The organism is Microseira sp. BLCC-F43, assembly GCF_041929235.1.
Lineage (GTDB): Bacteria > Cyanobacteriota > Cyanobacteriia > Cyanobacteriales > Aerosakkonemataceae > Microseira.
Genome location: NZ_JBHFNP010000092.1, coordinates 17027 through 29333 on the forward strand (window position 1 = coordinate 17027; position 12307 = coordinate 29333).

General features: G+C 45.7%; 10 protein-coding genes, 2 tRNA genes and 1 pseudogene. All 13 read left to right on the plus strand.

The genetic code is table 11. The features are described 5' to 3' along the window. Positions 1-297: 297 nt before the first annotated feature. Positions 298-1938, plus strand: coding sequence for an SWIM zinc finger family protein (locus tag ACE1CM_RS14185; RefSeq protein ID WP_374878168.1), 1641 nt, complete (start codon positions 298-300; stop codon positions 1936-1938). Between the two features lie 367 nt (positions 1939-2305). After that, positions 2306-3133, plus strand: coding sequence for a class I SAM-dependent methyltransferase (locus ACE1CM_RS14190; protein ID WP_374878169.1), 828 nt, complete (start codon positions 2306-2308; stop codon positions 3131-3133). Positions 3134-3586: 453 nt separating this feature from the next. Beyond that, positions 3587-4306 carry a GNAT family N-acetyltransferase gene (locus ACE1CM_RS14195; RefSeq protein ID WP_374878170.1) on the plus strand — a complete coding sequence of 240 codons (720 nt, stop codon included), beginning with the start codon at positions 3587-3589 and terminating at the stop codon, positions 4304-4306. Positions 4307-4315: 9 nt separating this feature from the next. Next, positions 4316-4546, plus strand: coding sequence for a GNAT family N-acetyltransferase (locus ACE1CM_RS14200; protein ID WP_374878178.1), 231 nt, complete (start codon positions 4316-4318; stop codon positions 4544-4546). Positions 4547-4562: 16 nt separating this feature from the next. After that, positions 4563-5522 (plus strand): GNAT family N-acetyltransferase, encoded by a 960-nt coding sequence (locus ACE1CM_RS14205; RefSeq protein ID WP_374878171.1) that lies wholly within the window; start codon positions 4563-4565, stop codon positions 5520-5522. Positions 5523-5841: 319 nt separating this feature from the next. Continuing rightward, entirely contained in the window at positions 5842-6039 is a 198-nt protein-coding gene (locus tag ACE1CM_RS14210) for a hypothetical protein (protein WP_374878172.1), read from the plus strand. 97 nt (positions 6040-6136) lie between these two features. Continuing rightward, positions 6137-6337, plus strand: coding sequence for a hypothetical protein (locus tag ACE1CM_RS14215; protein WP_374878173.1), 201 nt, complete (start codon positions 6137-6139; stop codon positions 6335-6337). A gap of 102 nt (positions 6338-6439) precedes the next feature. Beyond that, a tRNA-Leu gene (locus ACE1CM_RS14220) sits at positions 6440-6508 on the plus strand. A gap of 1043 nt (positions 6509-7551) precedes the next feature. Next, a complete protein-coding gene (locus tag ACE1CM_RS14225; RefSeq protein WP_374878174.1) occupies positions 7552-8238 on the plus strand; it encodes a hypothetical protein in 687 nt (228 codons plus the stop codon). Positions 8239-8341: 103 nt separating this feature from the next. Further along, positions 8342-8407, plus strand: a tRNA-Gly gene (locus tag ACE1CM_RS14230). Between the two features lie 66 nt (positions 8408-8473). Beyond that, positions 8474-8845, plus strand: coding sequence for a 50S ribosomal protein L7/L12 (gene rplL, locus ACE1CM_RS14235; protein WP_374878175.1), 372 nt, complete (start codon positions 8474-8476; stop codon positions 8843-8845). A gap of 482 nt (positions 8846-9327) precedes the next feature. After that, complete coding sequence (locus tag ACE1CM_RS14240; RefSeq protein ID WP_374878176.1) at positions 9328-12111, plus strand: LAGLIDADG family homing endonuclease; 2784 nt, start codon at positions 9328-9330, stop codon at positions 12109-12111. Positions 12112-12201: 90 nt separating this feature from the next. Beyond that, positions 12202-12307, plus strand: a pseudogene (locus tag ACE1CM_RS14245) (elongation factor Ts); the annotation flags it as partial.

The window sequence follows — 12307 nt, forward strand, 5'->3', positions numbered from 1 at the left end:
TTTTTAATTTTTCATTCTTAAGGAGTCGAAGTGCAGTCTTATAGGGAAATTTTATAGACAAAGCAACTATGGCTGTTGAGGTAAGATAAAAGTGGGATTAAAGCAACAGGCATAAATGGAAGTAAACTAGACATACAAAGGCAGTACCGTTGTTGTGGCTAGACGCGATATGCCTGGAGGCAAGCTAAGCGCATCCACGCCGCTTCGCGAACGCGATCGCATCCATGCCTAAAAAGATCCGAGAACTAATTGCCTGAATTTATTGAAGAAAATAACAATCTACCCCTCACAAATACTATGGAAGTAAACTACGCATATAAAGGAAGTACCGCTGTTGTGGATCAAGGCGATCGCACGCAAATGTCTTTCTCCCCAGACACTAAGCGCGAACCCACTTTCTTCATCGGCGAATTGCGCCAAAACGTCGCATTTCGCGAAGCAATTAGTGCCTTACACGATGTCGTCGTTTCCGATATGCGGTTCAAACCCAAAGACAAAACCGCTTACAAAGAATGGGCAGCAAAACAGTTAGAAATCGACTGGCAACTCGTTGCAGTCCAACGCCAAGAAGTCGCCAGCAGAATTAAACAATTGCGCGACGAACTGCAAGAATTATACAATAACTGTTACCAACGTCTAAAACCTTATTACGACGCCAGAGACAAATTTCGCCGCTATGTCTATGAAAAACAAGTAGACCTTTATTTCCTCTTCGATCCAGTCATCACAGTTCACCCAGACGAAATATTTTTTGAATGCTTCAGCGTCGATGAATCGAGTTATGGACGCCTCGGCGCTAGTTACGAAGTGTTCAAAAATATCGACGAATTCGCCTGCGGCACAACCAATATAGATTATTCCCACGATCTCTATCAGGAATTTCAGAAAATCCGCAGTTATAAGAGTACCCGCTTAGAAGTCGATCCATCCGGATTTGAAGTTACAACTACCAACGAAGAAGCATTTAAAGAAGTCAAAATCGACCTTCCCGATAGTTGGGTGAGGGGATTCTTGCAAGTCAGTTCCGCCATGTCCTTACCCGCAACTCGCTTCAATTTGCACCCGATGGATATACACAATTTATGTTTTGTCCTGCGACGACATAAAGAAACAAAAGGGCCGCGCAGTATGCGGTATCATTTAACACCAGGCCAGCCAGTGCGCGTCGTGTTTGAACCGTGGGATATTGAAGTAGTGTGCGCGCGATCGCCCTACTATGGCACCTCCGAACAAGTCATCCGCGTCTGGGGGCGCCGCCGCCTCCACATCCTCGAACGCCTCATCCCCATCGCCAAAAAATTCACCGTCCACCTACTCGGTACGGGAATGCCATCTTTCTACGTTGCCGACTTGGGCGATATGTCCTTTACCCTGGGATTATCTGGATGGACGGCAAACGATTGGGCGCAATCAGGCAACTTTGACCTCATGGCACCCCGCTCGGAAGTGGATAACGTTACAAAACAGCGAATTTTCAACGCCCTTAAGCAAAATTGGGCAGAACCGCCCGATGTCCTCGCGCAACGCTTGGGTTTAGACCGTTCCCTCGTTCTCGGTGCTTTAAGTGCTTACACGCAAGCAGGAAGTGCGATTTATGACTTAAATAAGCAAGTGTATCGCGTGCGCGAATTGAGCCGAGAACCGCTACCGATGGATAAATTGCGCTTTGCCAACGAACGGGAAGAAAAAGCAACCAGGTTCTTAAGTCGAAATACCGTGCGGGTAACTTCCTGCAACGTAAATGATGGAGTTCTCACCTTACAAGGCAGCGTCCAAGATGGGTCAAAAACTTACAATCCATCTTTGACAATTGACCCGGATCAACGTATTATAGAGGCTATGTGTACCTGCAATTGGCATCAGCAAAACAAGCTGTTTAAAGGGCCATGCGAACATATATTAGCGCTGCGTATGCAGCACGTTCGCACCAGCAGGTAAAGCGATCGCGCAACTGCCAGCAGGCTCAACAGCCTTGCAATCCGGACGGTGGATCGCCGTCCTTGCGCTTAGTCCACACACGCATCACTAGCCCGCTCTTGACTATGCTTAGTCTCACGTACTATCGCTATTACGGTTGGGTTTCCGCGAAACTAACGAGCGATAGTACGTGGACTAAGCTCGAGTTGATCGGTCTAGTCCTGAGATGTTTACGAAGGGGCAACCTGCTGGCAGCGCGCGATTTTTTTTTCTTTAAAATATCATTTAATAGTTGAATAGATCGTTGGTTAGATTACAACTCGGTAGGCGGGTCGCGATCGCGTAAACTTAAAACTGTTCCATCGGTAGCCTATCGCATTCATAATTTATGACAAATTCAGAACAAATAAAAACCTGGTACGCTAAAGATTTGTCACAGAAAAAACAATGGTATTCCCCTGTAGCAGATGCCTACAACAAGGTAAGACCGCGCTATCCTAAGAATCTGATTCATCGGGTTTTGGAGTTAACCCAACTTCCATCTAAAGCAACTATTCTTGAGCTAGGATGTGGCCCAGGAAATGCAACCGTAGCATTCGCGAAACTTGGTTTCTCGATGGTTTGTCTTGAGCCAAGTAAAGCAGCTTGTCAGTTCGCAAAAATCAATTGCGCCCAGTATCCAAATGTAGAAATTCAAAATACCACATTTGAAGAATACTCACTAGAAAATGAGAAGTTTAATGCAGTTTTAGCAGCAACTTCTATTCATTGGATAGCACCAGAAATTAGATATCAGAAAGCGGCAAATGCATTACAAGAAAATGGCTCTCTAATTTTGTTGTGGAACTGCGAACTTCAGCCCCAAGATGAAGTGTACCAAGTGTTGCGGGAAGTCTATCAAACACACGCACCCTCTTTGCTGGCGCAATATGAATCGAGAGAAACTCAGCAAGAAAGTCTGAGAAGTTTTGGGCAGAGTGTCCTAGACTCTGGTCGATTCAAAGACTTAGTGTCCGAACAGGTTACGAGTGAAGTTACTTATAGCACTAATGATTATTTGATGCTTTTAAGCACTTACTCGCCCTACCTAGAATTAGCTCCGCAGATTAGGGATTCTTTATTTGAAGGTTTGAGGGAAAAGATAGAGCGTAACTTTGGAGAAAATCTTCAACTCTCATATCTTTCCGCTTTTCACATTGCCCGAAAACTAAATTAAATTGCAGATTTTACCCAGCTCCCCGACTTCTTCAAGAAGTCGGGGAGCTAGTTTAGAGGATTTTTCATAGAAACCCGGAATATGAGCGTAATATCATGTCCGGTTGGAATCAAAAACTATACACAACCTGAGCATTTTTAGCTTGTCTCATATCACGTCCCTTCGTATCGGACTCGTACAGTTAATAGTTTCAGGACTTACACAAACACCAAAGTTTCTATGAAAAATCGTTGATTTGGGAACTAGAGATCTAGGTCGAAACAAAGGTGATGACCTGGTCGCGCGTAAGTCCTGTAGTTTTGTAGGGGCGGGTTTTACCAGTAATCGAATTGTATTGATAAACCCGCCCCCCCATGGGATGCCGAAGCAAGCGGACATGATATCACCCGATTGAGTGAGACACGATTTATCATTTATGTAGTATGTTGAAGTATATGTGTTATTAGGCTGGATATGTTGACTTTAACGATGCGCCCCTACCGGGGTGAAGCGGATTTAGAAGCGATCGCGCACCTGTTCAACACCTGTGCAGCATTTGATCGCGTCGATCGGTGGATGTCTGTTAACGATGTCCGGTTGGCGTTTGAGATGCCATCGTTCGATCCGACGCGAGATATACGCGTTTGGGAAGATGGGGAGGGCAAGTTAATTGGCATCGGTGGGATGAGAATTCTAGAGTCAGGCGAGCAAATCGATGGCTCGTTTTGGTTTCGCGTTCATCCTAACGCCTCTAGAAGCGAATTGGGGAAGCAAATAATTGCTTGGGGTGAACAGCGGATGCGCGAAGTTAATCCCAAACCTGGGGTGCGGGTGAAGTTGCTTTGCAGTAGTCGCGATGATAATAGCGAACGCATTACTCTATTAGAAAGTTGCGGTTTCACATCTGAGCGATTCTTCTTTAATATGGAAAGGTCGCTAATTGACCCGTTTCCAAAATCTCAGTTTCCCGAAGGTTTCACGCTGCGTAATTCCAAAGGAAAACAGGATATGGAAGAGTGGATAGAAATGCGAAATCAGTCGTTTATCGCTCATTGGAATTATCACCCTTGGACGGTCGAGCGTTATCAACACTTGTTAACTGACCCTGATTACAAACCAGAACTGGATTTGATTGCCGTTGCACCCGATGGAGGATTTGCTGCTTTTTGTTACTGCCATATCAACCCAGAATAAAATCAGCAAATTGGACGCAAAGATGGCTGGATTAACATGCTTGGTACGCGGCGCGGCTTTCGCAGAATTGGGTTGGGACGTGCCATGTTACTCGCTGGTTTAAATCAGTTGAAAATCGCGGGAATGGAAATGGCAAAAATTGGTGTTGATGCGGATAATCCCAATGGTGCTTTGCAGCTTTACGAGTCGGTTGGTTTCCGTAAAGTTCACACCAATATCTCTTATTTCAAGTACGTTTGAGAGCAAAATCACCTTTATGCTAACGCTAACAATGCGCCCCTACGGGGGTGAAGCCGATTTAGAAGCGATCGCGCACCTCCTAAACACCTGTGCAGAATTCGATCGCCAGGATGATTGGATATCGGTTTCCGAGTTGCGGTTGGAATTTGACGATCCATCCATAGACAAGCAACGAGATATCTGCCTTTGGGAAGATGCGGATGGCAAGTTAATTGGCATGGGTCAAATGTGGATTCCGCCATCCGGTGACAACAATGATGGCTTTCTGTGGTTTAACGTTCACCCCCAATCCCGCGGCGGGTATTTGGAGAAACAAGCGATCGCTTGGGGCGAACAACGGATGCGCGAAGTTGCAACCTCACGCGGAGTATGCGCGAGGTTGCGTGCGGGTAGCCGCGATGATAATAGCGTACGCATGGCTATATTAGAAAGTTGCGGTTTTACACCCGATCGCTACTTTTTGAGAATGGAGCGATCGCTTGTTGAACCACTTCCAGAACCCCAATTTCCAGAAGGTTTCACCCTCCGCCAACTACAAGGCGAACAGGAAGTCGAAGCGTGGGTAGAAATGTTCAACCAAACCTTTATCGACCACTGGAATTATCACCCTTTAACGGTTGAGAGTTTCCAGCACTGGTTAACTGACCCCAATTACAAACCTGAGTTGGATTTAGTTGCGATCGCTCCCGATGGCACGTTTGCAGCCTTCTGTTACTGCTATATCAACCCAGAAGAAAACGAGCATTTCGCTCGCAAAGAAGGCTGGATCGCCGAGCTTGGAACGCGACGCGGCTTCCGCAAAATTGGATTGGGACGAGCCATGTTACTCGCTGGAATGCATCAGTTAAAAGCAGCTGGAATGGATACAGCAAAATTGGGCGTGGATGCTGATAATCCTAATGGTGCTTTGCAGCTTTACGAGTCAGTTGGTTTCCGCAAACTTGACACCAATATTTCGTACTACAAAGATATCTAGCACACCTCGTTACCAGGCTCCCGCCTGGTAACGCCACCCTAGAGGCTCTGCCTCTGGGGTGAGGCAGAGCCTATAACCTTGCGTTCCCAGGCAGAGCCTGGGAACGAGAGGACGAGAGGAGCTAGGAGACGAACAAAAAAACTTTTTCTAGCCCCTTGACACTCGTGTAGTATATAAGTAGTATTAAATTACAGCGCACCCAAAGGAGAGGTCAAAACCTCTACCCCGCGCTGAATCTGCACCTTGAAAACTGAATAAAACATTGGGAATTCCAACGGACGTTTATGGAGGCGTCTCGTAATAGAGACGAAAACCATCCATGTTGTTACTTTACACAAAACTGTTTGGTTGGCTGCCGACTTCATTTAAGTGGAAAATCCAACCACAGTTTAACTCCAACCCATCCGAGACGGAATTAGAACCCCAAGGTTCTGACTACTTCAGACAAAAAAAATTCACTGAAGAACTCCGTCAAATCCAGCAAGTCTATCACCTAGAGCGGCGTTTCTTGTTGTAAAAATAATTCAATTATAAGCACCTCTCCTTTGATAGACAAGCATTCAATCTAAAATCTGCAATTCTTCAATCTAAAATTATCAAAGGAGGTGCTGACAATGGTACATATTCGATTTGAAGGACGTTCGTACGACCTGGCAGAAAATCAACTGGGCGTCACCGCTGGAATGAACGATACAGCCATCAAAGAAAGACTAGCGCAGCACTTTGATGTTGCGGGCGATCGCTTCCAATTCTACGTAGTAGATCGGCGTCCCAGCGGCGACCTAATCGTCCGTCCAGAAGCCGTTTACGGCTAAAACAATTTCAGATTTAAGATTTAAGATTGCAGATTTATTCAAATCGGCAATCTGCAATCTTAAATCCTCGCTGGAACACTACGCGCCCTAACAGAAAAAGCTTACATACTAGCCAAATGGTAAGGCGCTTGATTTAGGTTCAAGTCTATGCAGGTTCGATCCCTGCGTATGAACAAACGGCTTTTTTAACTTGCGCGTAGTGACCAACTTGTACAAAACAAACAGACACTCATATCACCTTTGTTTCTGCTTATATCTCTAGTTCCTTGCGCGACGATTTTGCATAAAAACCCGGGTTCTTTGCGTAATTCTCGATTATGTTAATCGTTGAGAGAAAGCAATGCGTGCCCTAACTTAGAAAGCTTACATACTAGCTCATTTAGTAGAGCAATCGACCTAAAAGCGATTGGTAGTGGGTGCAAATCCCGCGTATGAACAAACAGCTTTCTTAACTTGCGCGCAGTATTTCACTCAAGACTATACCGAATCATTTATACCGAACCTTTTAAATTGCCCCGCGCCCTAACTTGTAAAGCCTACACACATAATTCACCTGATAAGTCGTAGGTGCGAATCCTACCAGCCGCGTAAATGAATGCGGCTGTAGTTCAGTAGTAGAACGATCAGATTTGTCTAAAGCTTTACTAACTTGTGCGGGGCATTAAAAATTGCAGATTGCAGATTGTAGATTTCAGATTGATAAAATCTGCAATCTGCAATCTTAAATCTGCAATCCTTTTTCCCTTCGCACCCTAACAGAAAAAGCCTACATACTTGACGTAACTATAACGGTCCTAAGGTAGCGATGTTCGGGCGACCGAATTAGCGAAGCATTCCAAGTCTCTTGTTAGATAAGGTTTGCGCGTCCACTGCCGGGATAAAACCTGGTAAGAACGGCGGCAATTATTAGGATAAAACCTGGTAATTGCAACTTGTAATACGGCTTTTTCGACTTGTGCGAAGCCATTTTACTGACATCTTGCACCGATAGACTTTGGCGGGCAGAATGCCCACTCCACAAGAAAAATTAATAACTAATCTCTTGTGGGATGGGCGTCTCGCCCGTCCTACAAATTTTAGATGCAAGACTCAATTTATTAAATTGTGTAATTCAAAGGAGAGGAAAATGCTTTTAATTCATCGATGTAATTCCAATCCATTTACAAATAATTCGCATCAAAACAGGAATCAAAATAGCGCAACAAGCTTAATTTATGAGCGAACATCGTTTGGATAGAATTGTCATTGAACGTCCTCGCGGCGGCTTAAGGCTGAGTTCGAGGAGAATTAAAGGTCAAAAGAAAACCCTGCAAAAAATTACTGAAATTGCCAGCACAGATGGATTGCTTTCTCCTTATTTAATCAAGGTGAGGAGGAAAACAAAGTATTTCTCCGACCATTTGGGGCCAATGCGTCGTTGGTTGCGTTCTAAAGTTGGACAACCTTGGGATATTGTCTACAACGAACTGTGTCAGCGGATTGATACAAAAACTCTATGCGGACAACATCTGCTTTTTCATGTATGGCAATTTGTAGAAAGAGAAGTTTACCTAATTGATGGAGTCCCTTACCGCAAAAATGGGTACAGATATTTGGCTTGGGTGCGCGAAGAACTTTATGTTCATCCTGAAACGGGTATTCTTTGTCAAGTAAAAACAGAGAAAAAGAAACCTGCTCAAAAACAGAGCGATCGCTTAATTCTCGACCAGTACCACGAATACCGCAAACTGAACGATTTGTGGTTTTTAGTAACGTTTGAAGATGAGCCACCAGAGGTGGAAGTTCAAGGTATTCAACCTGAGCAAAGTTACTACTGGCATCGAGGCTATGCTGTCAGCAAGCGCCAGTGTAACAAGAAGGAAATTAAGTACATCATGAAGCGACTGGCAAAAAATCAGTAGCCGAACGATTTAAATCGCGCCTACACAAACAAAGACCGCCTACGCGGTCTAAAATACAACAATTAAAGTTTTCACTTCGCGCCCTAACGGAAAAAGCTTACATACTAGCCAAATGGAAAAGGCGCTTGACTTCCAATCAAGATTATGCAGGTTCAAATCCTGCGTATAAACAAACGGCTTTTTCAACTTGCGCGGGGTGCTAAATTTCACAACTTAATGTTCATCGGAGGTAGCCATGTCTGATAAAAATTTTGCAATTATAGAACAAATAAAATCCCTGACTCTGCTGGAAACATCTCAACTGGTTAAGCAAATCGAAGCTACCTTCGGTGTTGATGCTTCTCGTATCATTAAACCTGAAAAAGACGAGCCTAAACCACCCGAAATAGAAAAAACTGAGTTCGACGTAATTTTGTCAGAAGTTCCCGCTGACAAGAAAATTGCTACTCTTAAAGTGGTACGAACTCTCACAGGTTTGGGTTTGAAGGAAGCGAAAGACTTTGTTGAGTCTGCACCGCAAGTGGTGAAGGGAGCGATCGCACTCCCAGACGCCCAAGAAATCAAGCAACAGCTAGAATCAGTCGGTGGAAAAGTTTCCCTAAAATAACGTATTTTGGAGAGCGATCGCATCCTATGATATTCGTTGAATTGCCCATAATAAAAAAGCCTCACCTCGTCGTTGCGTAGGGACACGGCATCATAAATATCTCGGACAAACAGATAACGTTAATAATGCCGTGTCCCGGCTTTTGATTATGGGTAATCCACGGTACATGATATCACCCACAAAACCTTGCTAAAATTAGGTTAATTTGTCTGTAGAGACGTTACATGTAACGTCTCTAAATTGCGGAGGCTCGAACTCAACTAATCTATAATGGTAGTTGTCGCCGCGCCCTAACTGATAGAGCATACATACTTAGCAGCGTTAGTCAGTTAAGTGAAAAAAAAGCTCTTCAAACTTGCGCGGTGACCTTTCACCAGCAAGCGTGCGACAACTACCTCCGAATTCATTTCAAATTTTAGATAACTTGCATTGCAAATCTAAAATATAAAATCTGAAATCTGCAATTATTTCAGGAGGTAGCTATGAATACAGCAGAACGCGACCTGCGTTTAGAAATGCTCAACAGCTTGCTCACCACACCCCACCGCAAGTTAGATCAAGTCGCAGAAATTCACAAATTAATAGTAGAACTAGACCCAATTTTTTACGGACATTTAGCAGTTTGGTATCAGCACAACGGCGACGTGCGCGACCACAAAGAAGTGTTCGTTGGTAACTTGCTCACCAGCAATTTAACCGAACATCGCGATGCAGGTTTTGTCATGTTGCAACAGTTCCCGCCTTATGAAGTATCGCGGATTGTGGACTTCATGAAGCAGCATCGCAATAAAATGCCTCGTTCTGCACGCACAGCGGTAACGCGCTATCTCAAAGAACGGGAAAAGAACCCGGCATTTTTTGACCGCGCCGCACTGCGGGGACGCAAGGCGATGAAGCACCTGTACGCGACATTGCACATTAAGCCCAATGTGCGTGCAGATGCGGTTCTGTTCAAAGATGCACCGCCAGAAGATAGTCTCGCTTTTGTTCTCAAACAGCTGGCGAAGGCGGCGACACCCGCAGAACAAGCAAATCTAATCGTCGAGCATAATATTCCTTACACCATCGCCATCGGTGCGGTAAAGCAAGTGACGCCGACGGTATTGGTAGCGCTGATTAACTCGATGTCGCCGCAAGAGGTTATCAATAACCTCAAGTCGCTCAAAGATCGGGGAGCAATGGAACATCCAGAGGTGAAAGCGCTGATTGATGGCAAACTGGAAGAGGCACAGAAAAGCTTACGCATCTCCGCCTACAAAGCAAAAGTTGCCGCCAACGTCACCGAATTGGATGCGGAAACCGCCGCCAAACTAGAAAAAGTCACCGACGAGCAAATTAAAAAGCGCGGTAAAATTGCCAAGCAAACAGCTTTGCTCGTTGACAAGTGCGTCACGGGTGACACCCTAATTTGCACTGAGTACGGCTTGCTACCCATCAGCAGCCTCGTACCTCCCGTACAAGCAGGCGTTACCGAAGTCGGGCTGGATTTAATGGTAGCAACTCGCAACGGCATGGCAAAAGCAACTAGGCTGTTTCTCAACGGCAAAAAGCCAGTCCGTTATATCGAAACGGAAAAAGGTTTCCGTTTGGGTGCATCGCACAATCATCCGCTTCTGTGCTACGAACCGCACACGGCAACGCTAGTTTGGCGAGAAGCTGACACGCTGCAAGTCGGGGATTACCTGGTTTTGCGCCGCAATACGCGCTGCTTTGGCACAGATGTATCCCTGGCAGACTACAAGCCCAAGGAAGCTTATCAGCCAAATGAAGCGCCTCTGCGAGTATTGCGGCAAATGACGCCTGAACTGGGACGCTGGTTAGGCTATATTGTCTCCGAAGGGCGGATCAAGCACCGTCCGGCTACGGTTGAGTTCTGCAATAGCGACGCTCAACTCATAGCAGACTTCTGTGCTTTGACAGCCCAATTGTTCGGTTTGCAGGCGCGGGTAATTGAAGATGGCAATTGCCAGACTGCCAGCATCGCTTCGGCTGCACTGTTACATTTTTTAGATGAAGCGATTGGACTCAAAAAAGACAGGGCGCGGGATTGCATTGTCCCTCGGACTGTTTTGATGTCATCCCAACAAACCCAGCGCCAATTCCTGCGCGGCTATTTAGCGGGCGACGGTGGACTGATGAGTCGCAATTGTGGCGTACTCGCGGCTACCTCCGCATCAGAACAGCTGTTGCGCCAAATACAGGTCATGCTGTTAAACTTTGGCATTATTAGCAATCTCAAGCCGATTCGCAGTTGTGCGACAAACGGAAACCGGGTGATGCGCTCATACTGGCGGCTGACGATTGGCGGCAACGATGCACAGCGCTTGGTGCAGGAGATTGGGTTTGCAGCAGATGCCAAGCAAAATGCGATCGCCCATATCGTCACCAGCACCCGCTCTCTCGAATGGTCAGCGCGTTGGGACTCGGTGCCAGAGTTGGCGCGATCAGCCGCAGCCATCTTAGAACCGGGAACTAGACACCAGTTGCGGCAACTGTTTCCAACTCTTGCTTGCTTCAAAGGCAAAGCTAAGAATCACCGCGTCCCGACAGACTTGTTGCCATCTATCTTAGAAGCATTTCCAGCTTTCGGCGAAGTTGGCGACATCCAAGAAGTTGTTCAATCTCAACTGTTCTTAGATGCTGTTGCTGGCATAGAGGAAGGTTATGAAGCTGTGTACGATCTTTGCGTCCCCGGCGAACACTCTTTTGTCAGCAATGGCATTGTCAGTCACAACTCTGGTTCGATGGAAAACGCCATCGAAATTGGCAAGCGCCTCTCTGGTTTAATTTCCGGCATTACCGAAGCAGGATTGTTCGTCTACGCCTTCGACACCGTACCTTATCCAGTAACAGCAAAAGGTACCGAATTGAGCGATTGGGAACGTGCTTTCCAGCATATCAAAGCAGGTGGCGGTACTAGCATCGGTTGTGCTTTGGAAGCAATGCGTCTCAAAAAGCAGTGGGTAGAACAAATCATTTTAGTAACAGATGAAGGCGAGAACTCTGCACCTTATTTTGCTAACGTTTACGACAATTACTGTCGCGATTTGGCAGTAATGCCCAACGTGGTAATTGTTAAAGTAGGTAGCACCAGCAATTACGTCGAAAACCAGTTAAAGCAAAAGCAAGTGCAAGTAGATACCTTTACCTTCGCCGGTGATTACTACTCGCTACCGAACCTCGTTCCAATGCTATCTCGTCCATCGCGCCTAGAATTGCTGATGGAAATTCTGGATACGCCGCTACCCGTGCGGGAAGATAAGTAGAAATTGTAGGGTGCTCTCTTCGACAGCGTAACGCACCACTACCAAAATCTTGACCAGAAAAATTGTCAATCAACTCAAACTAAAAACAAAATGACGGAAATATCAGTAAAACTCGTCAAAGAACTGCGCCAAAAAACAGGCGCAGGCATGATGAATTGCAAAAAAGCGCTGCAACAAACCAATGGAAATATAACCA

Bases quoted from the DNA above. Each gene is read 5' to 3' on its own strand.
- ACE1CM_RS14185 (WP_374878168.1), top strand. From the start codon at position 298: ATGGAAGTAAACTACGCATATAAAGGAAGTACCGCTGTTGTGGATCAA.
- ACE1CM_RS14190 (WP_374878169.1), top strand. From the start codon at position 2,306: ATGACAAATTCAGAACAAATAAAAACCTGGTACGCTAAAGATTTGTCA.
- ACE1CM_RS14195 (WP_374878170.1), top strand. From the start codon at position 3,587: ATGTTGACTTTAACGATGCGCCCCTACCGGGGTGAAGCGGATTTAGAA.
- ACE1CM_RS14205 (WP_374878171.1), top strand. From the start codon at position 4,563: ATGCTAACGCTAACAATGCGCCCCTACGGGGGTGAAGCCGATTTAGAA.
- ACE1CM_RS14210 (WP_374878172.1), top strand. From the start codon at position 5,842: ATGTTGTTACTTTACACAAAACTGTTTGGTTGGCTGCCGACTTCATTT.
- ACE1CM_RS14215 (WP_374878173.1), top strand. From the start codon at position 6,137: ATGGTACATATTCGATTTGAAGGACGTTCGTACGACCTGGCAGAAAAT.
- ACE1CM_RS14225 (WP_374878174.1), top strand. From the start codon at position 7,552: ATGAGCGAACATCGTTTGGATAGAATTGTCATTGAACGTCCTCGCGGC.
- rplL (WP_374878175.1), top strand. From the start codon at position 8,474: ATGTCTGATAAAAATTTTGCAATTATAGAACAAATAAAATCCCTGACT.
- ACE1CM_RS14240 (WP_374878176.1), top strand. From the start codon at position 9,328: ATGAATACAGCAGAACGCGACCTGCGTTTAGAAATGCTCAACAGCTTG.